Here is a 24,699-nt window from a genome sequence, read left to right as displayed (position 1 = left end):
ATAAGACCTATCGCAACGCCCCCTCTGATCGGCGCAAACATCCGCCCTATATACTGTCCATAACTTCGGGCATCGCCCGCAGAAAGGATAGATCATGACAGCATTTGCAGGGGGCAATGGCGGCCCTGTTTTCACCGCCCGCACCACAGAAAACCGCGCCCGCAGCGTTCAGCCAGAGGCAAGCGCGCCTTTGGCCGAGGGCACAGCCCCGACGGCCCGGGACTGCGCCGCCCAAGGCCACGCAATCAGCGGGCCGAACGCAGCGGCCTAGGCCATTTCGGCGGCAAGCTCCCGCGCGCCGCTGGCCAAAAGATGCGCGACGTGCGGGGCAAAGCTGTTCCACACGTCGATGCGAAAGCGTTCCGCCGTGTCCCGCCACAGGGTCACCGTGACGCCATCGAACACCGTGCGGCGGGCGGTGCCGTCGGGGATCGCGTCAATGTCGCGCGGGCAGCCCAGCGTCAGCAACTCGGAGGCGCGCGGGCCTTCGATCTCGAAGGTGATCTCGCGCCCCGAGACATCCACCAGACTGTGCGGCAAGGACACCTCGGCGCAGGCCGTCATGACCGCCGCCGCGTCATCGGTCAGGATGATCCACTCGTCGGGGCCAAGGCAGGCGGTGCCAAGGGTCACGCCGCCAATGCCGCGCGGCAGGGCGAACCCCAGCGCCCGGTCCAGCGGTGCAAGATCGCCGCGCGCGCGCAAGGACAAACGCGCGCGATGCGGCACTTGGGTCACCGTCACAGCGGCGGTGGACACGAGGGTTTCGGGCTCCTGGCCCTGCGGAAAGGACGTGAGCGCGTTCATGCGGCGGCTCCTATCTTGAGACGAGAGTTTTCAGGGTCGACAAAGACGGCAGAGACGACTTTGGCGGCGATGGTACGGTGCGGCATCGGGACATGGACGGTCTCGCCCATGCGGTCCTGCCCCCCTTCGATCAGCGCCAGCGCGATGGGCCGGCCCACGGTGCCTTGGTCATACGAAGAGGTGACAAAGCCCACCATCTTCATCGGGATCGGCTGGTTGGGGTCGAGCACGATCTGCGCGCCTTCTTCGAGTTTCGAGCCGTCCTCGGTCAGCAGGCCGACCAACTGACGCCGGCCCGAGGCCACGAGGTCAGGCCGCGCCATGCCGCGCATCCCGACGAAATCGGCCTTCTTCTTGCCCACGGCCCAGCCCATGCCCGCATCAAAAGGCGTGACCGTGCCGTCGGTGTCCTGACCGACGATGATATAGCCCTTTTCGGCGCGCAAAACGTGCATGGTTTCCGTGCCATAGGCGCAAATGTCGTACTGCTGACCGGCCTGCCACAGCGTTTCCCACAGCTGGCGACCCAGCGGCGCGGGCACGTTGACCTCAAAGCCGATCTCGCCGGTAAAGCTGACCCGCCAGAGGCGCGCAGGCGTGCCCGCCACGTTGACTTCGGCGCAGGACATATGCGGGAAGGTCTCTTCGGTCAGCTCCAGGTCCGGCACAAAGGGTTGCAGCAGCTTCGCCGCGTTCGGGCCGTTCAGCGCGATGGTGGACCACTGTTCGGTGACCGAGGTCAGCCAGACATCCAGATCGGGCCATTCGGTTTGCAGGTAATCCTCCATCATGTTCAGCACGCGCGCCGCGCCGCCCGTCGTCGTGGTGACGTGAAAGCGGTCCTCGGCGATGCGCCCGATCACGCCATCATCACGGATAAAACCGTCATCGCCACAGAGCAGCCCATAGCGGCACTTGCCGACGCCGAGCTTGAGGAACGGATTGGTGTACATACGGTTGACGAATTCCGCCGCATCCGGGCCGACCACCTCGATCTTGCCCAGCGTCGAGGCGTCGAAGATGCCCACGGACGCCCGCGTTGCGGCGCATTCGCGCGTCACCGCCGTGTCCATATCCTCACCCGCTTTCGGGAAATACCGCGCGCGCCGCCATTGGCCGACGGGTTCATACACCGCGCCATTCTCCTCGGCCCAAGCGTCGATCTGCGTCTTGCGCGTCACCTCGAAATGGCTGCCCCGGTGATACCCCGCAAACGCGCCAAAGGTCGTCGGCGTGTAGGGCGGGCGGAAGGTGGTCAGGCCCACCTGCGGCTGCTTTTTCCCCAGAGCGTCGGCGGCGATGTTCAACCCGTTGATGTTGGACATCTTGCCCTGATCGGTGGCCATGCCGTTGGTGGTGTAGCGCTTGACGTGCTCGATGGAGCGCATCCCCTCGCGCACCGCCAACCGAAGATCCTTCGCCGTCACGTCGTTCTGATAGTCGACAAAGGCCTTGGCCTTGCCGGGGCTGCGATCCGTCGGCAGTTCCTTATGGGTGACACCGGTGCCGGGGCGATCCTCGGTCACGCTGTAGCCTTGGGCCGCCTCGGTCTGGCCGAGCGCCTCCAGCGCCGCCTGAGCCTGCGCCGCGCCGTCCCTCAACGCCGCTTCGACGCCCCAAAGCCCCCGGCCTGCACCCGCGATCACGCAATCCTCGGGGGTGTCCGATGGCAAGAAGGTGGTCAGGTCGTCATCCCAGGCCAGCTTACCTTTGGTGTGCGAGAACAGATGCAGCGAAGGCGTCCAGCCGCCTGACATCAGCACCGCGTCGCACTTGATCTCTTCGCCCGCGCCAACGGTCGCGCCCGTCACCTTGTTCACACGCAGCGAGGACACCCGCAGACGCCCCGAGGTCGCCGTGGCGGTGTGGCCCAGTTTGACGGGGATGTTCAACGCCTTGGCCTGCGCCAGCAGGTCGTCGCGGACCTCGCCGCGGGTGTCGACGATGGCCTGCACCTGCGCGCCAGCGCCCGCCAGATCAAAGGCCGCGTACCACGCGCTGTCATGCGACGTCATAACGACGGGACGCTTGCCCACCAGCACGCCAAAGCGGTTGAGGAAGGTCTGCGCAGACCCCGCCAGCATCACGCCGGGGCGGTCGTTGCCGTGGAAGACCAACGGCTTTTCCAGCGCGCCCTGCGCCAGCACAACCTGCTTGGCGCGCACCCGCCACATGCGTTCGCGCGGAGTGTCGGCAGGCACCTCGTCCAGATGGTCGGTCAGGCGTTCAACCATGCCGATGAGGTTCTCGTGGTAGTAGCCGATGGCGGTGGTGCGGGTCATGATCTTGACGCCCGCCGCCTTCAGATCGGCCAGCGTCGCCGCCAGCCAGTCCCACGCGGGCGCACCGTCGATAACCGCCTGCGGCTCTGACAACAGCGTGCCGCCCGCCTCGGCGTGTTCGTCCACCAGAACGACCTTGAGCCCCTTGCCTGCCGCCTGCCGCGCCGCCGCCAGACCCGCAGGACCCGCGCCGACGATCAGCACGTCGCAGTGCATGTTGCGCGAGGCGTAAATGTCGGGGTCTTCTTCGGTCGGGCTGACGCCCAGCCCCGCCGCCGCGCGGATGAACGGCTCATAAACCTTGTGCCAGAAATTCTTGGGCCACATGAAGGTCTTGTAGTAAAAGCCCGCCGAAAACAGCATGTAGGCGGCATCGTTCACCGCGCCCACGTCGAACTTGAGCGACGGGTATTTGTTCTGCGAGGTGGTCTGAAGCCCGTGGCGCAGCTCTTGCATGGTGGCGCGGGTGTTCGGCTCGAACTGGCCCTTGCCGCGGCGGGTGCCGATCAGCGCGTTGGGCTCTTCGGAGCCTGCCGCGACGGGGCCACGCGGACGGTGATACTTGAAAGACCGGCCCATGAGGTGGTTGCCCTCCGCCAGAAGGGCCGAGGCCACGGTGTCGCCACGAAAGCCCGTGACCTCACGCCCGTCAAAGGTAAAGCGGATGGGCTGGCTGCGGTCGACGCGGCCGCGTTCGGGAATGCGATAGCTCATGCCTTGCCCTCCATCAGGCTGCTCAGATCAGGGCGCGGCGCGCCAGAGACATAGGTGGTCAAAAAGCGGTCGGACACGGTGTCGCGCACCGCATTGAAGAAGCGGCCGCAGCCGTGCAGGTGCCGCCAGCGTTCATAATGCGCGCCCTTGGCGTTCTGGCGGATGAACAGGAACTCCTCCCACTGTTCGTCCGTCTGGCTCATGGGATCGGCGGGGCGGACGATATGGGCCTGTCCGGCGTAGGTGAATTCCGCCTCGGGCAGGGTTTCCTGACAATGGGGGCAATGGATCAGAAGCATGTCTCGTATCCTTTAGTGCGCATTCATCTGGCGCGCAGGTCAGTGCGCGACGGCTGCGGCAGCGGCCTCGTCGATCAAACGGCCCGTGCGGAAGCGCTCCATGGTGAAGGGCGCGTTGATCGGGTGCGGCTCATCCTTGGCCACGGTCCAGGCAAAGGTATGTGCCGCGCCGGGCGTGGCCTTGAACCCGCCGGTGCCCCAGCCGCAGTTGACATAAAGACCCTGCACAGGGGTTTTCGAGATGATGGCCGAGCGGTCCGGCGTCACGTCGACGATCCCGCCCCATTTGCGCAGCATCCGCATGCGGTTAAAGATCGGGAACACCTCGGTGATCGCCGCCACGGTATGCTCGATCAGCGGCAGCCCGCCGCGCTGGGAATAGCTGGTGTACTGGTCGGTGCCCGAGCCGATCACCAGCTCGCCCTTGTCGGACTGGCTGATGTAGGCGTGCACCGCGTTGGACATCACCACGCAGGGAAAGATCGGCTTCACCGGCTCCGACACCAGCGCCTGCAGCGGGTAGCTTTCCAGCGGCAGGCGCACATCCGCCGTCTGCATCACGGTCGAGGTGTGACCGGCGGCGGATACCGCAACCTTCTTGGCCTTGATAAAGCCCTTGGCCGTCTCGACCCCCGCCACGGACCCATCGGGATTGCGGCGGATCGCGGTCACGGCGCAGTTCTGAATGATGTCGACGCCCCGCTCGGCGGCCCCGCGCGCATAGCCCCAAGCCACCGCATCGTGACGCGCGGTCCCGGCGCGTTCCTGCAAGGCGCCGCCCATCACCGGATAGCGCGCATTGGCCGAGATGTTCAGCGGCGGGCAGTAGTCCTTGCACTCTTGCGGGGTCAACCAGCGGTTGTCGACACCGTTCAGGCGGTTGGCGTGGATGTGGCGGGTAAAGGACTGCACGTCATGGACGTTATGCGCCAACATCAGCACGCCGCGCCGCGAATACATCACGTTGTAGTTCAGCTCTTGGCTGAGATTTTCCCACAGATCGACCGCATGATCGAACAGCCGCGCGCTTTCGTCATACAGATAGTTCGAGCGGATGATCGTGGTGTTCCGCCCGGTGTTGCCGCCGCCCAGCCAGCCCTTGTCGATCACCGCAACATTGGTGATGCCATGCTGCTTGGCCAGGTAATAGGCCGCGCCCAGACCATGCCCGCCCGCGCCGACGATGATCACGTCGTACTCTTTCTTGGGCTGGCTGTCGGGCCATTGCTCGGTCCAGCCTTTGTGGCCGGTCAGGGCATTCTTGAGCAGGGCAAAGGCGTTGAAACGCGTCATGGGGCGGCCTCGCAACGATGTGGGAAGAGGGTGATTTGACCGACCCTAAGCAAAGAACCCGGCGCGCGCGGGTAGTATTGGGCCGCTTCATATGTAAATATGGGACATGGTGAACTCCGATCATAAACGGCTCAAGGTCGCGTTTTTGCTGGCGGAAAGCTTTACCTTATCCGCCTTTGCCAACTTCGTGGACGTGCTGCGCCTCGCGGCGGATGAGGCCGACCGCTCGCGCCCGATCCTGTGCGATTGGGGGGTGCTGTCGGACACCATGAACCCGGTGCGCTCGTCTTGCGGGGTACGCGTCTCGCCGGACACCCGGCTGCGCGATGCCGGGGCCTATGATTATGTGATCGTCGTTGGCGGGCTGATGAGCGAGGAAACGGGGCTGTCGGCGCCGATGACCACCTTTTTGCAGGATCGCGCCGCCAAGGGCACACCGCTGATCGGGCTTTGCACCGGGGTGTTTCACCTGCAAGAGGCGGGGCTGCTGGCGGGCTATCGCTGTTGCGTCAGCTGGTTCCACCACCAAGATTTTCTGGATCGGTTCGAGACAGAGCGCCCGGTCTCCGACCAGATTTTCGTCGTGGACCGCGACCGTCTGACCTGCTCCGGCGGGCATGGCGCGGCGCATCTGGCGGCGCATCTGGTCTCGCGCCATTTGGGGCAATCGGCGGCAATCAAGAGCCTGAACATCATGATGATCGACAACGCCCTTGGCGGGGATCGTCCGCAGCCGGGGCAAAGTCTGGACCGTCAGCCGCGCGACCCGCTGGTCAAACGCGCCGTCCTGCTGATGCAGCAGAACATAGAGGTGCCGCTGACCGTCGCCGCCCTTGCGGATCGTCTGGACACGCCGCGCCGCACGCTGCTGCGCCGCTTTGAGGCGGACCTCGCGGCCAGCCCGTCGCGCGTTTACATGGACCTGCGGCTGGACCGGGCGCTGTCCAAACTGGCCAGCTCTGATGCGCCGATCCCCGAGGTCGCGCAGCTGTGCGGCTTTTGCGACAGCGCACATCTGTCCAAGACCCTCAAGCAAGACCGGGGCTGGACCCCCAGCCAGTACCGCGCGGCCAAGCGTGCCGCCCCGCCCCAACCGTAGCCCAAACCTAAAGGACCCGAGACATGCACGACTTTACCGGCAAGATCGCCGTCATTACCGGCGGCGCGGGCGGCATCGGAGAGGCCACAGCCGCAGGCTTTGCCAAGGCGGGCGCGCGGGTGTTTATCCTCGACTGGTCGCAGGAGGCGCTCAACGCAGCCCTGACCCGCCTGCGCCCCTTGGGCCACGTCACCGCCATGCAGGTCGATGTGACCGACCGCGCGAGCCTTGACGCGGCCTTTGCCCGGATCGCAGAAGCCGGCGGGACCGACATCCTTGTGACCTCGGCGGCCATCGTGAAAACCGGGCGCATCCTTGATTTCGACCCCGATGACTGGACACGCATTCTGGACGTGAACCTGACCGGCACCTTCCACTGTTGCCAGATCGCAGGACGGCAGATGCGCGCCAAGGGCAAGGGCCGCATCATCACCGTCAGTTCGGTCAACGGTCAGATCGCCAACACCGGGCGCGGCGCGTATTCCTGCACCAAGGGGGGCGTCGACATGCTGACCCGTCTGCTCGCCAATGAACTGGGTGAATTCGGCATCACCGCCAATGCCGTCGCCCCGGTGCCGGTGGACACGCCAATGGTCTTGCAGGTCCACGGCCCCAAGGACCGCGCCATCTGGGAAGACCAGATCCCCGCCAAGCGCTACGCCAAACCCCAAGAGGTCGCCAGCGCCATCCAGTTCCTCGCCAGCGACGAGGCGGCCTATATCAACGGGCATATCCTGAACGTGGACGGCGGCTTTATGGCGTCGGGCGTGATCCTGCGCGAAACCGCGCCCTCGCGCAGCTAGACGCCGCGTCAGGATCGCGCTACCGACAGCCCTTCACGCCGCCAAATCCGGGAAGCGACCATGCCGACACCACAGCGCCACACGCCAAGCCAGCCAGACAGCGCGTTCCCCACCGGGCCGTTCCGCTTTCTTGCGCTGGACGTCGAGACCGCGAACCACGACCGGGGCAGCATCTGTCAGATCGGCGTCGCCTGCGTGCGGCCCGACAACAGCATCGAGACTTGGGTGACCTTTGTGGACCCGCAGACCGCGACCTGGGCCTTTACCGGCCTGCATGGGATCAGCCAAAAGACCGTGCGCGGCGCGCCTTTCTTTGCCGATGCGCTGGCGATGATCGAGGCCCCGCTTCAGGGGGTGACGATCTACCAGCACTCTGGGTTCGACCGCAGCGCCTTTCGCGCCGCCTGCGCGGGCTTGCAGCGATCCGAGCCGGATTGGACGTGGCAGAACAGCGTGACCGTGGCGCGCCGCGCGTGGCCCGAGTTGAAAGGCAACGGCGGGCATGGGCTGGCCTCGCTCAAGCGGCACCTGCGCCTGTCGTTTGACCACCACGACGCCGGGGAAGACGCCCGCGCCGCCGCCGAAGTCGTGCTGCTGGCCGAGCAGGCCCATGGTCGCAGCGTCTGTTTTCACGACACCTGAGCGCGACGGGCCGCGATGCCTGTGACCCGCGCAAGCGGTTGCGGTGTGGGTGTTTCCGCGGCTCATTTTCTAAAGTGCCATAATGGAACTTTTGCGTGTCGAAGCTTGAACTTTTGTCATGAAAGAACTGCGCCTAGGGTGAGTCCAGACAGGAGACGAGGCCAAGCGGCGACATGCGAGACACTGCACCTTCCCCGAAACTTCACCAACAGCTGGTACAGGCGCTGATCGCGCAGGGCACGTCCCATCTGTATGGGCTGGTCGGCGACGCCAACCTGTTCATGGTGGACGCCTACATCGGGACCGGGGCGGGCCGCTATGTGCCCTGCACGCACGAAGCCAACGCCGTGCTGGCCGCCATCGGCTTTGCGCAGGCGACCGGGCAGACGGGGGTGGCAACCATTACCCACGGGCCTGCTCTGACCAACGTGGTCACCGCCCTGGCGGAAGCGGCGCGCGGCGGCATTCCTCTGGTCCTGCTGTGCGGCGACACCGCGCCGGGCGATCTGTTCGCAGAGGCGGCCGGGATGCTGGCCTAGGCGCGGCGGCCGCTGATCCTTGCCGGGCGCGGCGCCTGCACCCCGCAGGCGCGCGCCGCGCTGATCGCCTTGGCCGAGCGCATTCAGGCCCCGCTGGCCACCACGCTCAAGGCCCAAGGGCTGTTCCACGGCGAGCCGCATAACCTTGGGATTTGTGGCGGGCTGAGCCACCCGCTCGCCACCGAAGTCATCATGCAGTCGGACTGCATCCTCGCCTTTGGCGCGAGCCTGAGCAAACACACCACCGAAGAGCGCGCCTATACCAAGGGCAATCGCGTGGTGCAGATCTTGCCCGACATTCAGGAAAACGCGCGAATGGACGTGCCGTCGCTGCGGCTGATCGGCGATATCGCCGGGACGGCGCAGGCGTTTACCGATCTGCTGGACATGGCCGAGATCCCCGGATCGGGGGCCGCCGATGGCTTGGCCGAGCGGCTGGCTGCACAGCCCGCGCCCACCGCCCCCGGCACCGTCGACATGGTCCCCGCCCTGCGCGCGCTGAACGCCGCCCTGCCGCGCGAGCACGTCCTGGTCGCCGATCTGGGGCGCTTTGTCACCACCGCGTGGCGCGCCCTGCCGGTGACGCGGCCCTCGGACCTTGTCTACACCTGTCACTTTGGCGCGATTGGCTGCGCAATGGGTCAGGCCATAGGCACCGCCACTGCCATCACCGACCGGCCCACGGTTCTGGTGGCCGGGGACGGCGGCTTTACCCTGTCGGGGCTGAGCGAGCTGGCCACCGCCGTGACCCAGAAGACCGACATGGTGATCCTCATTTGCAACGATGGCAGCTATGGCGCCGAGCACGTGCAATTCTCCAACCGCGCCATGGACCCGAGCCCGTCAATGATCGCGCAAATCGACTTTGCCGCCGCGGCGCAAACGCTGGGGTTGAAAACCGTCTGTGTGAGCGATGCCGACAGCCTCAAGACAGCTTGCGAGGCTATCAAAACCCGCGATGCCCCGCTTTTGATCGACCTGCGACTGGATCCGATCAAGATCGAGATGTAGCCGCAGCCCGAAATCCCGCCTTCTCCCCTTTGGCGGGCAAACCGGGGTCTACCGCGCCTCCTCCCTGCGGTAGACCCACGACAATCCAACAGGTGAACGAAACCCAAGACTTTGACACGTCGCAACTTTCTCAAGACCTCCGCCGGGGTGGCTGCGCTTGGGGCGATCGGGCTGCCCGCGCTGGCGCAATTTGACACCTTTATCGTCAACATGTTCGGTGGCCGCTGGGAAAACGACTGGCGCCAGCACGTGATGCCGAAATTCGCCGCCCAGATCGGCAAGGACTTTGACCTTGATATCGGCCTTGGCATGGCGTGGATTTCCAACTTTCGCGCGGCGGGCCCGGACAATCCCCCCATTCCCGGCGGTGATGCTGAACGAGAAATACACCGCGATGATCCGCAACGACGGCTATTTCGCGGAACTGACGCCGGACAACGTGCCGAACATGGCCGATGTGATCGAACCGGCTGTGCTGAAGGGCAACACCGCCGTGACCGGGATGCTGGCGCCGCTGGTCATTGCCTATGGCACCGATCTGGTGTCCGAGCCGCCCAAGGGCTGGGCCGACCTGTGGGACGAGCGCTTCACGGGTCAGCTGGGCCTGTACAAGATCACCAACTCTGCCGCGACCATGATGGCGATGTGGGCGGGCGAGCACTTTGGCTCTGGCCGCGACGACATCGAAACCGCCGTGGCAAAGTTCAAGGAACTCGGCCCCTTCCCGCAGATCGGTTACTCGGCGCAGCTGACGCCGCTGCTGTCGCAGGGTCAGGTGGCCGTGGCCCCCATCGATCTGGGCGAGGTCAAGGCGATGCAAGAGGCAGGCATCCCGATCGACTACGTTGTCCCCGAAGAAGGCATGTTGGTGTTCGACCACTCGTTCTCTGTGTTCGAGAACAGCGCAGACAAGCGGCTGGGCTTTGACTACATCAACTTTGCCCTGTCCCCGGAAATCCAGCTGTCGATGGCGGAAAACTGGCTGATCGCGCCGACCAACAAGACGGTCGAGCTGCCCGAAGAGCTGCAAAAATGGCCGCTCTAGCCCGAAGTTGTCAGCCAGGCCATCCGGTTTGACTGGGACGAAACGCTCGCCATCATGCCGGGCTTGAACGACCTCTGGGAACGGACGATCTAAGATATGGCGACGGTTGAAGTCAGGGATCTGCGCAAGCGGTATCAGGATTTTCTCGCGCTCGATGGCGTGTCTCTGCGGGCCGAAAGCGGCCAGCTGGTGACGTTGCTCGGGCCTTCGGGTTGCGGCAAAAGCACCACCTTGCGGTGCCTTGCGGGCTTTCTCGAGGCGAACGGCGGGGAAATCACGGTCGACGGGGAGTCGATCCTCGGGGTCCCGGCCAACCGTCGCGGTTTTGGCGTGGTGTTTCAGAACTACGCCCTGTTCCCGCATATGACCGTAGCCGAGAACATCGGCTACGGTTTGAAAATCCAAAAGCTGCCCAAGGCAGAGATCGACACGCGTGTGCATGACGCCATGAAGCTGGTGCGTCTGGACGGTCTGGCCACGCGTCTGCCGCGCGAGATTTCCGGCGGGCAACAGCAGCGCGTCGCGCTGGCCCGTGCGCTGGTGCTGAAACCCAAGCTGCTGCTGGACGAGCCGCTGGCCAACCTTGATGCGCGGCTGCGCGACGAGGTGCGCTGGCTGATCCGCGACTTGCAGCAACAGTCCGGGATTACCGCCTTTTACGTGACCCACGACCAGTCCGAGGCGATGGCCATGTCCAACATGGTCGCGGTGATGAAGGCGGGCCGTGTGGCGCAATTCGCCACCCCGCGCGAGATCTACCAAAAGCCAACCGAACGCTATGTGGCCGATTTCACCGGCGAGGCGAATTTTATCACCTGCTCCAGCGTCACCCCGCTGGCCGAGGGGCGCTATGCGATCACCGCCGCCGGGGCCACGCTGGAACTGAACGGCGTGCCGGGGATCACCGGCCCGGCCGAGCTGCTGCTACGCCCCGAGGCACTGGCCCTGACCACGCCAGAGGCGGGCACCTTCCAAGGCACGGTCAGCAAGTCGGCCTTTCTGGGGGCGGCGCTGCGCTTCGAGATCACGCTGGCCGACGGGTCTGTGCTGAAACTCACCCCAGAGCCGAACCACCCGGTTGAGGCGGGCCAAAAGGTCGGCATCGCCATAGACCAATCGCACGCATGGCTGATGCCAGAGGTGGCGCCATGATGCGCAACCCCAAGCTGCTGCTGGCGATCCCGGCAATTGCGCTGATCTTTGTCTTTATGATCCTGCCGATCACCAACATATTCGAGATGAGCTTTCGCACCCCCGGCCAGTCCGAGCCCTTTGGCGACGACTACACCATGATGCACTATGACCGCATCCTCGGGGATGCCTACTACTGGGGCGTGCTGGGGCGGTCTTTGCTGACGGCGGGCGTTGTCACGCTGCTGTGCCTGATCGTCAGCTACCCCATCGCCTGGCACATGTCCAAGGCCAAGGGGCTCAAGGCGGTGTTCCTCTATGCCTGCATCGCCTCGCCGCTGATGACCGGCGTCTTGGTGCGCAACTTTGGCTGGATGATCGCCGCCGCGCTGAACGGGCCGCTCAATGAGACGCTGATGGCGCTGGGGCTGATCGAACGCCCCCTGCGGATGCTGTTCACCCAAGGTCTGGTGATCCTGGCGCTGGTGCATGTCTTTGTGCCGTTCATGGTGCTGCCGATCAACAACGCCCTGCGCAACATCAGCCCCACCCTGATCGAGGCCGCCTCGAGCATGGGGGCCACCCGCCGCGAAGTGTTCCGCGACATTATCCTGCCGCTCAGCTTTCCCGGCATCTATCCCGGCATGATCCTTGTCTACGTGCTGGCCGTGGCGGCCTATGTGACGCCTGCGCTGCTGGGCGGGCAGATGGTCAGCTATATGCCGACCCTGATCATTGGCGAGCTGACCGGCACGTTCCAATGGCCCTTTGGCTCGGCGCTGGCGATCGTTCTGTCGCTGTCCACCATCCTCGTGGTGGGCGTGTTCACCGCCCTCACCGCCCGTCTTATGGAATGGTCCAAGGCATGAGCGAGATGACCAACACCTTTGCGCACCAGCGCCCCGTGAACCTTGGGTTCGGGATCGTGATCGTGCTGCTGTACGTGCTCCTGATGGCCCCCTTGGTGATGATCATCGGCGCGTCCTTTACCGATGGGATGATGATCGACTTCCCGCCGCAGGGCTTTTCCATGCGCTGGTATATCGAGTTCTTCAACCGCCAAGACCTTGTGGACGGGCTGCTGATGTCGCTGCGCATTGGCGCGATCACCGCCGTGGTCACCTTGACCGTCGCGATGATGGCGGCCATGGCGGGGCAGGCGATCTCGGGGCGGCTGTCGGGCTGGTTCCAGCTGGGCATGATGCTGCCGCTGCTGGTGCCAGAGCTGCTGACCGCCGTGGGGCTGCTGTTCTTTCTGTACAAGATCGAGCTGGCCAAGACCGTCACCGGCCTGCAAATGGGGCATATCCTGATGTCCTTCCCCTATGCCTACGTGTCGATTGCCGCCGCCATCCGGCAGGTGCCCGCCTCACTCGAAGAGGCGTCCCAAAGCCTTGGGGCGACCGGCTGGCAGACCTTTCGGCTGGTGATCCTGCCGCTGGTGATGCCGGGGCTGGCGATGGGCGGGATCTTTGCCTTTATCAACAGCTTTTGATTTGTACACGATCTCGCTGCTGCTCAAACCGCTGGGGGGCAATACCCTGCCGCTCGCGCTGTTCGACTTCTTGACCTACGAGTTCAAGCCCACCGCCGCCGCCGCCGCGACCCTGTCGATCCTGCTGTCGATTGGCGGTGTGGCGCTGGTGCAGCGTCTCGTCGGACTGCAACGCGCCTTCTGAGCCAGCCCTCCCGTTCTGAAAGGAAATCCCCGATGACCGCTTCATCGGACGCCCCCCGTCTGCTCTATCAACTGGCCAGCCCGCTGCATCGCACCGCCGGACCCGAGGTCGTCGCGCGCGGCCTGACGATGCTCCAGCGCTGGGCCCCCTCGGCCCAAGTGGCCATCGCCTCGCCCGAGGATGGCCCCGCCGCCATCGAAAGCGCCGCCGATGCCGCCATGGTCTTTCCCGCCCTGCGCGCGGCGGCCCAGGTTTGGGCCGACAAGCACGACGCGGTGGTGATCGGCTGCTTTAGCGACCCGGCGGTGGACGCCCTGACCGAAGTCTCAGGCCTCCCCGTCATCGGCCCGGGCGAGGCCGGGATGCTGGCCGCCAGCCAGTTGGGCGACCGCTTTGGCGTACTGTCCTCGGACCCCACCCCCAAAGGCCTGCGTCGCCGCATTCGCGGCCTCGGCCTTGAGGGCAGCTTTGCGGGCGAATTCACCGTGGGCGGCTCTGTTGCCGATCTCAACCGCGACCCGGACACCCACCTGCCCGCCATCGTCGAGCGCGCCCGGACCTGTCTGGCCCAAGGCGCCGACGTGCTGGTGCTGGGCTGCTTTGCCCTGTCGTTCATCCCCGGCCTGCCAGAGCGGCTGACGGCGGCGCCTGGCGTGCCCATCGTCAACCCGGTCATCGCGGGCCTCAAGGCCGCCGAGGCCGCTGTCCTTTACCGCGCGGGCCTGCCCCGCCCCACCGAACGAAGCGCATGATGACCTCTCAGCCTTCACCCGATGCCTTTGACGCGCTGGTCCGGACCGCGCAGTTCCAGCGCACGCGCCGCATCCAGATCCCCGATTTCGCCTATCCCGAGGGCGTCAAGCTGGCGGTCAACTTTACCTTGGATTTCGACGCCATGCTGCTGCGCCGCCTGCTGAACGAGCCTTGGGGCCAAAAGGCCAAGGGCGAATTCGGCGGCCGTGTCGGCGTCTGGCGCATCATGGAGATGTTCGATGCCGAGGACGTCAAGGTCACGCTGTTCACCCCCGGCCGCATCTGCGAGCTCTACCCAGAGGTGCTGCGCGCCGTGATCCAGAACGGCCACGAGCTGGGCAATCACATGTGGGAACACGAGGTCTACGCCGACCCGGTCATCGAGGATGCCCACCTGACCCGCACACTCAAAGCCCTGTCCGCGATCCAAGGCGGGCCTGTCACCGGCACGCGGTCCAGCCACACGCCGGGCCTGCTGCGGTCCAAGGGCGTGGTCTACAACTCCTTCACCTCGGCGCATGACCTGCCCTTCTACGAGCTGGACGCGCAGGGCGAGAATCCGATCCTGCAACTGCCTTTCCACTATGCGCTGGACGACGCCATGTACTTCAGCTTTGGCTGGCTCGACACGCCGAACGCGGCGCAGCGCGTCATGGACGTGGACGAGGTGTTCGACATCTGGTGGGCCGCGTTCGAGCAGCAATACAAGGCAGGCGGCTACGTCAACTTTCTGCTGCATCCGTTTGTGTCGGGCCACGCCATGCGCGTCGACATAATCCAGCGCCTGATCCAGCGGATAAAGACCCTGCCCGGCGTCTGGTTCCCCACCTGCGATACGCTCGCCCAGCATATCCTGACCCACCACCCCTTGCCGGAGGCGCAGTAACCCCATGCCTTGGAAAGACTTTTACACCACCTCCGATGAAATCGGCATCCGCGATGCGGCGATCCAATGGCCCGAGGGGCAGAGCATGGCGCTGGGTCTGACGGTCAACCTGAACCCCGCCGGCGCGGGCAAGCGCATCACTGCCAAGGATCTGGCCTATCCCACGTGGCACTATGGCCTGAAAGAGGGGCTGGACCGCTTTCTGGAACTGTTTGATCAGCTGGGCATTCGCGCGACCGAGGTGCTGACCCGCGTCACGGGCCAAGCGCCCAAGGGCTGGTTCGCCCTGTCGCGCCCCGATGACCGCGCGGCGACGGGCTGTGCCACCGATGACACCGTCAGCCTGCTGAAGGCGCGCGGCTATGCCTACATCGGTAACGGGCTGGCGGATGATGCTCCCTATTACTGGGTGACCGACCCCGCCAAATCAGAGTCGCTTTTGGCCCTGCCCTACTACTATCACTTTGATGATACGTTTTTTTTGATGTTCCCGCGCGAAGGCATCGGGCTGGAGCGTCCGCAGGCTTTGCTGAGCAACTGGCGGGCCGAGTTCCGCGCGCAGTATCGCCGGGGCCGCTACGGGCGCCGAAATCGCCGCGCATTGGCAAGCGGTGCATCCCGCCGAGACGACGCTGAACCTCGCGCCAAGCATCTGGCGCGACTACGCCGACAGCCTGAGCTAAGCCCATGGACAGCCAAGACATTCTGGACAGCCTGATGGCGTGGGTGCGGATCGACACGCCCACCGGCGACGTGCAAGGCATCGCCAAACTGGTCGATCTGATCCAATCGCAACTGGCCCCGCTGGGCTGCGAGATCGAGCGTATCGCGGGTCGGGACGGCATGGGCGACCATCTGGTTGCGCGCTTCAGGGGCGGCGACGGCCCCGGTGTGCTGGTGACCTCCCACATCGACACGGTCTGCGCCCCCGGCACGGTGCCGATCCGCCGCGACGGCGACCGGCAGTATGGCCCCGGCATTGCCGATATGAAGGGCGGCGGCTACCTCGCGCTGTGTGCCATGCGCGACATCGTCGAGACGGGCACGCCGCTGCCCGGCCCGGTGACCTTGATCTACAACTTGGACGAGGAAATCGGCGCACCGACCTCTCATCAGCTGATCCAAGCCGAGGCGCGCAAGATGGGCGCAGCGCTGATCCCAGAGCCTGCCCGCGGCGACGAGGCGATCACCTTTCGCAAGGGTCGCGCCAAGTACACGCTGGAGTTTCACGGCGTCCAAAGCCACGCCGGGTCAGCCTTTGCCGATGGGCGCTCTGCGATCTTGCAGATGGCGCGTACCATTGGCCAGCTTGAGGCGATGACCGATCTGGCCACCGAAACCACCGTCAACGTGGGCCGGGTGCGCGGCGGCACCGAGCCGAACGTGGTTGCGGGATACGCCGCCTGCGACATCGACGTGCGCTTTGCCGATGATGCCCTGGGCCTTGCGGTCGAGGACGCGCTGAAGGCGCTGACATCGGACGACCCCGCCGTGACGATCACCCTGTCGGGCGAGATCGAAAAGCCGTGCCTTGCGCGCACGCTCGAAACGCTGGCGATGTTCGCCCGCGCGGCAGAGATCAACACCGCGCTCGGCGCGCCGATGGTGGAAGCCCGTTCTGGCGGGGGCAGCGACGGCAATTTCACCTGCGCCGCCGGGGTGCCGACGCTCGATGGCCTTGGGGCGATCGGCAACAACTGGCACTCGCCCGCCGAGCATATCCTTGTGACGCCGCTGGCCCGCCGCATGGCGCTGCTGCGCGCGCTGATCCTGACCTACGCGGGCACCCGCCCAAACGGAGAAACCCAATGACCCCGAGCTTTGGCCAAACCCCATCCGACATCCGCCGCAACCACGCGCTGCTGACCCCCGAAAGCCACGAGTGGATCACCCAGCCCGATTGGCCGGGGGCGGAAATCGCCTTTTTGATCAGCCCGGACATGGGCGCGAAATTTGCCATGGGGTTGGTGCGCAGCAAAGGCGGCCTGACCGGCATCGCCCCCGCGCCGACGGGCATCGCACGCTTTGTCTTTGTGCTGGAAGGCGCGGTCACCCTGTCCACCGGCCAAGAGCTGACCACCGAAGGCTACGCCTTTTTGCCCCCCGAGACAGACGCCACGCTGAGCTCCCCGGCGGGGGTGTCGCTGCTGCTGATGGAGTGGCGATTTGTGGCGCGCGGGGAAATCCCCGCCCCGGTCTTTGGCCATGTCAAGGACATCCAAGGCACGCCGCTGCGCGGTGACGACTGGCTGATGGTGCAAAAGATGCTGCCCACCGACGCAGGATTCGATGGCGAGGTGAACATCATGAATTTTCACCCCGGCGCGTCGCTGGCCTATGTGGAAACCCATTTCATGGAACACGGGTTGCTGATGCTGGACGGCGGCGGCGTGTACCGGCTGGACGACCGCTGGTATCCGGTGGGCAAGGGCGACGCGATCTGGATGGGGCCGCATGTGCCGCAGTGGTTCGGCGCGCTGGGGCGCACGCCCAGCCGATACCTGATCTACAAGAACTACAACCGCTCGCCGCTGGCGGCGCGATGACCGCGCTAGCCGCCATAATTGTGAAAGATTGTCTTGATCGCGGCGGCAAAGGCCTCGGACGAGACGGTCGGCGTGCGCCCTGCCATCCGGCAACAGGCCACCGGGGGGCTGGCAAAGGGCAAATCGCGCAGCTCGACAAAGGCGATGCTCTCGCGCCGTACTTGCAGAAACCGGCCAAAGACGATGCCGATGCCCATGCCGCTTTCAACCATCTGACGCAAAAGCGTAAAGCTGTTGGTGCGCATGACCTCGCGGACCTGCACCCCCCCTGCGCCAGCGCATCTTGCAGCATCTCGCGCATGGCGATCGAGTCGTCGGGAAAGATCACCCGCTCGCCGTCCAAATCCGGCAGCCGCGCGTCGCGCAGCTTGGCCATCGGGTGATCCAGCGCGGTGATCGCATAGGTCCGCCGCCGCAGCGTCGCCAGCGTTTCAATCTCGGGCGTGGCGGGAAAGTTGTACCCAAGGCCGATGTCGATCTCGCCCGCCTGCAACCGCTGGACAATCTCGCGGGTGTTCTCGACCACGATATGGAATTTCAACCCCGGATGGTTGTAGCTCATGTCGCGCAGGATGCCCGGCAGCAGGTCCGAAGCGAGCACTTCGTTCACGCCCAGCCGCAGCTGCCCCCGTTACAGCCCCTGCAACTGGTCGATTTCATCCTGCGCGATGGTCAGCTCGTTCACCACAGAGGCGCAGCGGAACAACAGGATTTCGCCCGCCTCGGTCAGCTCGAGCCCGCCGCGCCCCGGTCGCGCCGGAACAGCTCGACGTCCAGCGCCAGTTCAAGGTTCTTGATCTGCTTGCTCACGGCAGAGGGCGCCACGTGCAGCGTATCGGCGGCGGCGCGAAAAGAGCCCTGTTGCGCGACTTCGATGAAATGCCGCAAACCGGGCAAACGGCCAAGAAGGGTGCTGGGCGGCATCGGGGATTCCTGCAAACGTATAATCTGGCGTCAAGGAGCGCATCATAGATGGACCGAACCTGCATTCAACAGGCCATTCCCAGCAGCGCCGCAATCGCGGAGTTTGCCGAGGCGCTCGGGGCCAAGGGCGTGCTGAGCGCGCCCGAGGATTGCGCGCGCTATGCGTTGGACCAGTCGGGGCTGACAGGCATGCCGCCCCTCGCCGTGCTGCGCCCCGCCACCACGGCAGAGGTCGCCGCCGCGCTGGCGATTTGCACCCGGCACGGCATCGCCGTGGTCCCCCAAGGCGGGCGCACCGGCCTGTCGGGGGGCGCGTGCAGCCCGGCGGGGGCGGTTGTCCTGTCGACAGAGCGCATGTCCGGCGTGATCGAGGTCGACCCGGATGCCATGACCCTGACCGCCTGGGCTGGCACCCCGCTGGAAACCGTCCAGGAGGCGGCGCGTGCGGCGGGCCTTGATTACCCCGTCGACATCGGCGCGCGCGGCTCTGCCACCATCGGCGGGACCATCGCCACCAACGCGGGCGGCATTCGCGTGCTGCAACACGGCATGACCCGCGCCAATGTTCTGGGCCTGGAGGCGGTGCTGGCCGATGGGGCGGTGATCTCGCGGCTGGGCAAGACGGTCAAGGACAACTCTGGCTTTGATCTCAAACAGGTGTTCATCGGCTCCGAAGGCACGCTGGGCGTTGTCACCCGCGCCGTGCTGCAACTGCGCCAACCGGGGCCGCAGTCGGCCCTTGCCCTGCTGGCGCTGCCCAGCCACGACGCCGCGCTGGCTTGCCTTGGGGCGGGGCGCAAACGCTTTGGCGCGCGGCTGGCCCCCCTGCCCCAGGCGCGCGGCACGCTCAAGGTGGGTCACGTGGGCGATGGCAACGTGCACCTGCTGGTGGCGCACGACGGCAGCGCGCAGGCCGAAGCCCGGATCGAGGCGGAAATCTATGCTCTCCTGCGCGACTGGGACGGCGCGGTGACCGCCGAACACGGCATTGGCCGGATAAAGGCGCAGTGGATCGGGCACAGCCGCTCGAACGCCGAAGTCGCCATGATGCGCGCTCTGAAAACCCAGCTGAACCCTTTGGGCCTGCTCAACCCCGGCGCGGTCTTTGCCTGAAGGGCGCGAGCCGCATCACGGGGCCGGGCCTTGCGCGATCCCAAGGCGCGACATCCCTCACCGGGGGTGAAGGATACAGGGCACCTTGGTCACCTGAGGGGTCTGCGCCCCGTCGCGCATCTGTGCCATCAGCTTGGCGATCAGGCTGGGTACATCCTGTTCCACCATGGCAACGGTCTGCGGCAGAAGCGCGCCAAAAGGGTCGTAGTCGAAACTGCCATACCGAATAGAGGCGGCCTCGGCGTCGGGCAAAGACTGCATCAAGCGCACGACGCCTTCGAGGGTGATGGTGGAATTCACGAAAATCCCGTGGGGCGTGAACGGCAGGTTCTCTAGCAGATGGCGCGCCTTGTCGGGGGCGTAACCGGGGGTCAGGATATACTCTGGCGGCACGTCGATGCCACGGGCCGAATGGGCCTCGACGAAGCCGCGCCGCCTTTCTTGGGTGTTGTGATCGTCCAGCCGCCCCCCGATGAACACCAACGGCTCTGCCTGTCCCAGCTCTTGCGCGCAGGCATCCAGCAGCACATTCGTCAGATTGAAGGCGCCCATTAAACTGTCTGAAATGATCGACGGCGCACGGCTTCCGGGAAGGTCGAGATTGATGGTCGGGACACCATTGGCCGCGCAGACCTCTGCGATGCGGTCAGGATTGGTGGCACCGCAGGCCACGAGGCAATCCACCTGATAGGACAACAATCCGCGCACCGCCGCGACTTCCAGATCGGGGTCACGCTGGGTGCAGGTGATGACCGGAAACAACCCGGCCGCGCGCGCCGCCTCTTCGAATTGCTCGGCGATCGCGCCAAAGAACCGGTTGTCGTATTTCGGGATGACCATGCCGACGATGTTCGATTTGTCCTTGCGCAGAACGCTGGCCTGAATGTTGACCGCATAGCCCTGCTCTTCGGCGGCCTTGAGCACGCGGTCCGCCAGTTTCTGGCTGATTCGACGCTTTTTCCACGATCCGTTGAGCACAGAGGTTACCGCCGTGGGCGAGGTGCCGACGATTTCCGCGATGTCGTAAATCGTTGTCCGCTTTGAGGAATTCCCGTCGCTGGCCGTCATGCGCTCAATTCTTGTGCAAGGTTTGTCGAAAACCCACGTTGAAAGGTGCGGCGGGCGGCGGCAATCACGCTCCATCGGTTGAGCAGGTAATTGAGCACTTGCTCCATCGAAAAAGCGCCCCAAGAATGGCGCATAGGGAGGAGAATTGCCAAATGACGTCGGACCACAGGTCCGGTGCTGCCTTCCTGTGCGCCCATCCAAAGGGCCGGTCTGACAGGAGGAGCACCATGACCAAGACCCGAATTCTCGCCGCATCCGTGCTGGCGCTGACCGCCGCACAGGCCCATGCCGAAGCGACCGTCGCCTTTTTGATGCCGATCAGGCATCCACCCGTTACGAGCAGCACGACTTTCCCGGCTTCAAGGCCGCCATGGACAAGCTGTGCCCCGATTGCACAGTGATCTAGCAGAACGCCAACGCGGATGTGTCGCTGCAACAGCAGCAGTTCAACTCGGTTATTGCGCAGGGCGCCAAGGTTGTCGTGCTGGACCCGGTGGACAGTTCTGCCGCCGCCGCGCTGGTGCAGATCGCGCATTCCCAAGACGTCAAGGTCATCGCCTATGACCGCCCGATCCCCGATGTCCCGGCGGATTTCTACGTCTCCTTCGATAACGAAGGCATCGGCCGCGCCATCGCGCAATGCCTCGTGGATCACCTCAAGGCGCAGGGCATTTCCGACGGCGAAGGCGTCTTGCAGATCAACGGCTCGCCCACCGACGCGGCGGCTGGCCTGATCCGCGACGGCATCGACGACGCGCTGGACAATTCGGCGTATAAAACCCTGTCCGAGTTCGACACCCTTGATTGGGCTCCGCCCAAGGCGCAAGAGTGGGCCGCCGGTCAGATCACCCGTTTTGGCCCTGAAATCAAAGGCATCGTGGCTGCCAACGACGGCACCGCGGGCGGCGCGATTGCGGCGATGAAAGCGGCGGGCGTCGACCCCCTGCCCCCGGTCACCGGCAATGACGCCACCATCGCGGAGCTGCAACTGATCATTGCCGGGGATCAGTACAACACCATTTCGAAACCCTCCGAGATCGTCGCCGAAGCCGCCGCCGAGGTCGCCATGCAGCTGGTGCGCGGCGAGACGCCCGAAGCCACCACCGAGCTGTACAACACGCCTTCGCAGCTGTTCGTGCCTGCGGTTGTGACCGCCGAAAACATCAAGGCAGAGATCTTTGACAGCGGCATCCAGACCGCCGCAAAGGTCTGCACCGGCGAATACGCTGCCGCCTGCGCCAAGCTCGGGATCGAGTAAACCACGCGCCAAAAGACCACCGTGGGCGGCGTTTCGCCCTCGGTTCATAAAGCCCAGAATGTCGGGGAGGACAGGGAATGCAAAAGGGTGATCTCATCCTGAAGCTGCGCGGCGTGACCAAGCAGTTTGGCGCGGTGACCGCGCTGCAGGACATCGAGCTGGACGTGCACGCGGGCGAGGTCGTGGCCCTCGTCGGCGACAACGGCGCGGGCAAATCGACGCTGATCAAGACGCTTGCGGGCGTGCACCAGCCGACCAGCGGCAGCATTGAATGGTGCGGCAAGCCGGTCACGCTGGACAGCCCCGGCACCGCGCTGGAGCTGGGGATTGCCACGGTTTTCCAAGACCTTGCCCTGTGTGAGAACCTCGACGTCGTCGCCAACCTCTTTCTCGGGCACGAGCTGAACCCCTGGGCGCTGGACGAGGTCGAAATGGAGGTCCGCGCCTGGACGCTCCTGCAAGAACTCGCCGCGCGCATCCCATCCGTCCGTAAACCCATCGCCTCGCTGTCCGGTGGCCAGCGCCAGACCGTGGCGATTGCCCGCTCGCTGCTGCTCGACCCCAAGATCATCATGCTGGACGAGCCGACCGCCGCGCTGGGTGTCGCCCAGACCGCCGAGGTGCTGAACCTGATCGAGCGCGTGCGCGACCGGGGGCACGGCGTGATCCTGATCTCGCACAACATGGAGGACGTGCGCGCCGTGGCCGACCGCATCGTCGTGCTGCGCCTTGGCCAGAACAATGGCGTCTTTACCGCCGAAACCAGCCACCAAGACCTCGTGGCCGCCATCACCGGCGCCACTGACAATTCCGTCTCGCGGCGCATGGCCCGCAAACTAGGAGAGCCCGCATGACTGACGCACAACTCGACCGCGCCGACAGCCGCGTCCGCCACGACGAAGGCCTCTCGGGCGCGCTGCGCGCCTTTATCGACCGGGTCCGCTCTGGCGATTTGGGGATGTTGCCGGTGCTGATCGGCCTTGCGCTGATCACGCTGGTGTTCAGCACCTTGAACCCGGTGTTCCTTGCGCCGAACAACCTTGTGAACCTGCTGTTCGACGCCGCCGCCATCGGGCTGATCTCGCTGGGCGTGGTCTGCGTGCTGCTACTGGGGGAAATCGACCTTTCCATCGGCTCCATGTCGGGGCTGTCCTCGGCGCTGGTGGGCGTGCTTTGGGTCAATTCCGGCCTGCCGATGATGGTCGCCATCGTCGGCGCGGTCTTGGCGGGCGCGGCCGTCGGAGCGGTCTATGGCGTGTTGCGCAACAAGTTCGAGATGCCGTCCTTTGTGGCGACCCTCGCGGGTCTGCTCGGGCTGCAACTCTATCTGCTGGGCAGCACCGGCTCGATCAACCTGCCCTACACCTCGCCGCTGGTGAAGTTCGGCCAGATCCTGATTATGCCCGCGTGGCTGTCGTACCTCGCGGCGATCCTGCCCGGCGCATTCATGCTGTATTCGGGCCTGAAAACCATGCAGCGCCGCCGCGCCGCCAACCTGTTCAGCCCCGGCCTGTCGGTCTTGCTGGTCAAGGCAGGCGTGATCACCGTGGCGCTGCTGGCCTGTGTCGCCTACCTCGAACAGGGGCGCGGCGTGCCGTATATGTTCGGCGTCTTCACGCTGTTCGTGGTGGCGCTGGACTATGCGCTGCGCCGCACCCATTGGGGCCGGTCGATGTTCGCCGTGGGCGGCAACGCCGAGGCCGCGCGCCGCTCGGGCATCTCGGTCAAGAAAATCCGCCTGTCCGCCTTTATGCTGTGCTCTTCGCTGGCCGCTCTAGGGGGCGTCTTTGCCGCCTCGCGTCTGGCGTCCGCCAGCCAGCAAGCGGGCACCGGGGACGTGAACCTCAACGCCATCGCGGCGGCGGTCATCGGCGGCACCTCGCTGTTCGGCGGTCGTGGCTCGGCGTGGTCCGCTCTGCTGGGGATCATCGTGATCCAAGCCATCTCGAACGGCCTCACGCTGCTGAACCTCTCGTCGAGCCTGCGCTACATGATCACCGGGGCCGTGTTGGCCATTGCCGTGATCGTCGACAGCCTTGCCCGCCGTTCCCGTGCCTCTCATGGCCGCGCCTAAGGACAACCCTATGAAACTGCAAAATAAAACCGCCGCCATCACCGGCGCTGCCTCTGGGATCGGTCTGGCCTGCGCCAAGGGCCTCCTTGACGAAGGCGCACAGGTCGTGCTGATCGACCGCGACGGCGACAAACTCTCCAAGCTCTGCGCCGAGCTGGGGGACAACACCCACCCGCTGGTTCTGGACCTCTTTGACGGGCCTGCGGTGTCCGCCATGGTGCCGGAAATCGAAAAGCTGGTCGGCCCGCTCGACATCTTTCACGCCAACGCAGGCGCTTACATGGGCGGTGCCGCCGCCGAGGGCGAACCGGACGCCTGGGACCGGATGCTGAACCTCAACATCAACGCCGCCTTTCGCTGTGTGAATGCCGTCCTTCCGGGCATGATCGCGCGCAAGTCGGGCGACGTCCTGTTCACGTCCAGCGTGGCAGGCGTCGTTCCGGTGGTGTGGGAGCCGATCTACACCGCCTCGAAATTCGCGGTCCAAGCCTCTGTGCACAGCACCCGCCGTCAGATCGCCCCGCACGGCATCCGCATGGGCGCGGTCCTGCCCGGCGCCGTCGTCACCGCCCTGCTGGACGACTGGCCCAAGGAAAAGATGGAAGAGGCGCTGGCCAATGGCTCGCTCATGCAGCCCGAAGAGGTGGCCGAGGCGGTGGTCTTTATGCTGACCCGCAAAAAAGGTGTGGTGATCCGCGATATGGTGATCCTGCCCAACAGCGTGGACCTGTAA

28 protein-coding genes and 2 pseudogenes are annotated in these 24,699 nt (G+C 65.2%); 23 read left to right on the top strand and 7 right to left on the bottom strand.

Annotation, left to right across the window (positions count from 1 at the left end; translation table 11 throughout):
• The first annotated feature begins 94 nt into the window (after positions 1-94).
• Positions 95-271, top strand: coding sequence for a hypothetical protein (locus tag B9A11_RS21430; protein WP_159452504.1), 177 nt, complete (start codon positions 95-97; stop codon positions 269-271).
• Here B9A11_RS21430 and B9A11_RS13495 read toward each other — a convergent pair.
• Genes B9A11_RS13495 through B9A11_RS13480 form a run of 4 tightly spaced genes read right to left on the bottom strand, consistent with a single transcriptional unit; the run spans position 268 to position 5,395 of the window.
• Positions 268-807: a sarcosine oxidase subunit gamma gene (locus B9A11_RS13495; protein ID WP_058248565.1), complete on the bottom strand. Its 540-nt coding sequence runs from the start codon at positions 805-807 to the stop codon at positions 268-270. The genes B9A11_RS21430 and B9A11_RS13495 overlap by 4 nt on opposite strands.
• Positions 804-3,803: a sarcosine oxidase subunit alpha gene (locus tag B9A11_RS13490; RefSeq protein ID WP_058248564.1), complete on the bottom strand. Its 3,000-nt coding sequence runs from the start codon at positions 3,801-3,803 to the stop codon at positions 804-806. The genes B9A11_RS13495 and B9A11_RS13490 overlap by 4 nt, the downstream gene beginning before the upstream one ends.
• Positions 3,800-4,102 carry a sarcosine oxidase subunit delta gene (locus B9A11_RS13485; protein WP_058248563.1) on the bottom strand — a complete coding sequence of 101 codons (303 nt, stop codon included), beginning with the start codon at positions 4,100-4,102 and terminating at the stop codon, positions 3,800-3,802. The genes B9A11_RS13490 and B9A11_RS13485 overlap by 4 nt, the downstream gene beginning before the upstream one ends.
• 39 nt (positions 4,103-4,141) lie before the next feature.
• Positions 4,142-5,395, bottom strand: coding sequence for a sarcosine oxidase subunit beta family protein (locus tag B9A11_RS13480; RefSeq protein ID WP_058248562.1), 1,254 nt, complete (start codon positions 5,393-5,395; stop codon positions 4,142-4,144).
• 106 nt (positions 5,396-5,501) lie between these two features.
• On the opposite strand from B9A11_RS13480, the gene B9A11_RS13475 reads away from it, so the two are divergent.
• The 16 genes and pseudogenes from B9A11_RS13475 (at position 5,502) to allE (ending at position 17,529) form a co-directional block, all read left to right on the top strand.
• On the top strand, positions 5,502-6,494 hold the full coding sequence (locus B9A11_RS13475; protein ID WP_058248561.1) for a GlxA family transcriptional regulator: 993 nt from the start codon (positions 5,502-5,504) through the stop codon (positions 6,492-6,494).
• A gap of 23 nt (positions 6,495-6,517) precedes the next feature.
• On the top strand, positions 6,518-7,297 hold the full coding sequence (locus tag B9A11_RS13470; RefSeq protein ID WP_058248560.1) for an SDR family NAD(P)-dependent oxidoreductase: 780 nt from the start codon (positions 6,518-6,520) through the stop codon (positions 7,295-7,297).
• A 60-nt stretch (positions 7,298-7,357) separates the two neighbouring features.
• On the top strand, positions 7,358-7,939 hold the full coding sequence (locus B9A11_RS13465; RefSeq protein ID WP_058248559.1) for an exonuclease domain-containing protein: 582 nt from the start codon (positions 7,358-7,360) through the stop codon (positions 7,937-7,939).
• Positions 7,940-8,112: 173 nt separating this feature from the next.
• Positions 8,113-8,478, top strand: coding sequence for a thiamine pyrophosphate-binding protein (locus tag B9A11_RS22205; RefSeq protein ID WP_058248558.1), 366 nt, complete (start codon positions 8,113-8,115; stop codon positions 8,476-8,478).
• 12 nt (positions 8,479-8,490) lie between these two features.
• Positions 8,491-9,489, top strand: coding sequence for a thiamine pyrophosphate-dependent enzyme (locus B9A11_RS13460; protein WP_306345511.1), 999 nt, complete (start codon positions 8,491-8,493; stop codon positions 9,487-9,489).
• Positions 9,490-9,600: 111 nt separating this feature from the next.
• A pseudogene (locus tag B9A11_RS22600) lies at positions 9,601-9,663 on the top strand (twin-arginine translocation signal domain-containing protein); the annotation flags it as partial.
• A 112-nt stretch (positions 9,664-9,775) separates the two neighbouring features.
• Positions 9,776-10,534, top strand: a complete 759-nt coding sequence (locus tag B9A11_RS13450; RefSeq protein WP_370736542.1) for an extracellular solute-binding protein — start codon at positions 9,776-9,778, stop codon at positions 10,532-10,534.
• Between the two features lie 96 nt (positions 10,535-10,630).
• Positions 10,631-11,686: an ABC transporter ATP-binding protein gene (locus tag B9A11_RS13445; RefSeq protein ID WP_058248555.1), complete on the top strand. Its 1,056-nt coding sequence runs from the start codon at positions 10,631-10,633 to the stop codon at positions 11,684-11,686.
• The gene (locus B9A11_RS13440; RefSeq protein ID WP_058248554.1) at positions 11,683-12,534 is read left to right on the top strand and encodes an ABC transporter permease; all 852 of its coding nucleotides are present in this window, start codon (positions 11,683-11,685) and stop codon (positions 12,532-12,534) included. Before B9A11_RS13445 ends, B9A11_RS13440 begins: the two co-directional genes overlap by 4 nt.
• Complete coding sequence (locus B9A11_RS13435; protein ID WP_234988849.1) at positions 12,531-13,160, top strand: ABC transporter permease; 630 nt, start codon at positions 12,531-12,533, stop codon at positions 13,158-13,160. Before B9A11_RS13440 ends, B9A11_RS13435 begins: the two co-directional genes overlap by 4 nt.
• 1 nt (position 13,161) lies before the next feature.
• The gene (locus B9A11_RS22200; protein WP_234988848.1) at positions 13,162-13,344 is read left to right on the top strand and encodes a hypothetical protein; all 183 of its coding nucleotides are present in this window, start codon (positions 13,162-13,164) and stop codon (positions 13,342-13,344) included.
• A 32-nt stretch (positions 13,345-13,376) separates the two neighbouring features.
• Complete coding sequence (locus B9A11_RS13430) at positions 13,377-14,096, top strand: aspartate/glutamate racemase family protein (protein WP_058248553.1); 720 nt, start codon at positions 13,377-13,379, stop codon at positions 14,094-14,096.
• The gene (locus B9A11_RS13425) at positions 14,093-14,983 is read left to right on the top strand and encodes a polysaccharide deacetylase family protein (protein ID WP_058248552.1); all 891 of its coding nucleotides are present in this window, start codon (positions 14,093-14,095) and stop codon (positions 14,981-14,983) included. The genes B9A11_RS13430 and B9A11_RS13425 overlap by 4 nt, the downstream gene beginning before the upstream one ends.
• 4 nt (positions 14,984-14,987) lie before the next feature.
• Positions 14,988-15,701 (top strand): polysaccharide deacetylase family protein, encoded by a 714-nt coding sequence (locus B9A11_RS13420; protein WP_234988847.1) that lies wholly within the window; start codon positions 14,988-14,990, stop codon positions 15,699-15,701.
• Positions 15,671-16,795, top strand: coding sequence for a M20 family metallopeptidase (locus tag B9A11_RS13415; protein WP_058248551.1), 1,125 nt, complete (start codon positions 15,671-15,673; stop codon positions 16,793-16,795). Before B9A11_RS13420 ends, B9A11_RS13415 begins: the two co-directional genes overlap by 31 nt.
• Entirely contained in the window at positions 16,792-17,529 is a 738-nt protein-coding gene (allE, locus tag B9A11_RS13410; RefSeq protein WP_058248550.1) for a (S)-ureidoglycine aminohydrolase, read from the top strand. Before B9A11_RS13415 ends, allE begins: the two co-directional genes overlap by 4 nt.
• A gap of 5 nt (positions 17,530-17,534) precedes the next feature.
• Here allE and B9A11_RS22195 read toward each other — a convergent pair.
• Positions 17,535-18,130 (bottom strand): annotated as a pseudogene (locus tag B9A11_RS22195) (LysR family transcriptional regulator substrate-binding protein).
• A 125-nt stretch (positions 18,131-18,255) separates the two neighbouring features.
• On the bottom strand, positions 18,256-18,453 hold the full coding sequence (locus tag B9A11_RS22190) for a helix-turn-helix domain-containing protein (RefSeq protein WP_058248548.1): 198 nt from the start codon (positions 18,451-18,453) through the stop codon (positions 18,256-18,258).
• Between the two features lie 48 nt (positions 18,454-18,501).
• Between B9A11_RS22190 and B9A11_RS13400 the strand changes: the two genes are divergently transcribed.
• Complete coding sequence (locus tag B9A11_RS13400) at positions 18,502-19,566, top strand: FAD-binding oxidoreductase (RefSeq protein WP_058248547.1); 1,065 nt, start codon at positions 18,502-18,504, stop codon at positions 19,564-19,566.
• A gap of 57 nt (positions 19,567-19,623) precedes the next feature.
• On the opposite strand, the gene B9A11_RS13395 is transcribed toward B9A11_RS13400, so the two are convergent.
• Complete coding sequence (locus B9A11_RS13395; RefSeq protein WP_058248546.1) at positions 19,624-20,634, bottom strand: substrate-binding domain-containing protein; 1,011 nt, start codon at positions 20,632-20,634, stop codon at positions 19,624-19,626.
• Between the two features lie 227 nt (positions 20,635-20,861).
• On the opposite strand from B9A11_RS13395, the gene B9A11_RS22185 reads away from it, so the two are divergent.
• From B9A11_RS22185 to B9A11_RS13375, 5 genes are all read left to right on the top strand, one after another.
• Complete coding sequence (locus tag B9A11_RS22185) at positions 20,862-21,035, top strand: hypothetical protein (protein WP_234988846.1); 174 nt, start codon at positions 20,862-20,864, stop codon at positions 21,033-21,035.
• 23 nt (positions 21,036-21,058) lie between these two features.
• Positions 21,059-21,892, top strand: a complete 834-nt coding sequence (locus B9A11_RS13390; RefSeq protein ID WP_234988845.1) for a substrate-binding domain-containing protein — start codon at positions 21,059-21,061, stop codon at positions 21,890-21,892.
• 77 nt (positions 21,893-21,969) lie between these two features.
• Positions 21,970-22,746 carry an ATP-binding cassette domain-containing protein gene (locus B9A11_RS13385; protein ID WP_058248545.1) on the top strand — a complete coding sequence of 259 codons (777 nt, stop codon included), beginning with the start codon at positions 21,970-21,972 and terminating at the stop codon, positions 22,744-22,746.
• Positions 22,743-23,966 (top strand): sugar ABC transporter permease, encoded by a 1,224-nt coding sequence (locus tag B9A11_RS13380; protein WP_058248544.1) that lies wholly within the window; start codon positions 22,743-22,745, stop codon positions 23,964-23,966. The genes B9A11_RS13385 and B9A11_RS13380 overlap by 4 nt, the downstream gene beginning before the upstream one ends.
• A gap of 10 nt (positions 23,967-23,976) precedes the next feature.
• Positions 23,977-24,699, top strand: coding sequence for an SDR family oxidoreductase (locus tag B9A11_RS13375; RefSeq protein ID WP_058248543.1), 723 nt, complete (start codon positions 23,977-23,979; stop codon positions 24,697-24,699).

Origin of the sequence: Tropicibacter naphthalenivorans (assembly GCF_900176475.1) — a bacterium.
Classification (GTDB): domain Bacteria; phylum Pseudomonadota; class Alphaproteobacteria; order Rhodobacterales; family Rhodobacteraceae; genus Tropicibacter; species Tropicibacter naphthalenivorans.
Note: the sequence above shows the minus strand (reverse complement) of the source record. Positions and strands in the feature narration are given on the sequence as shown.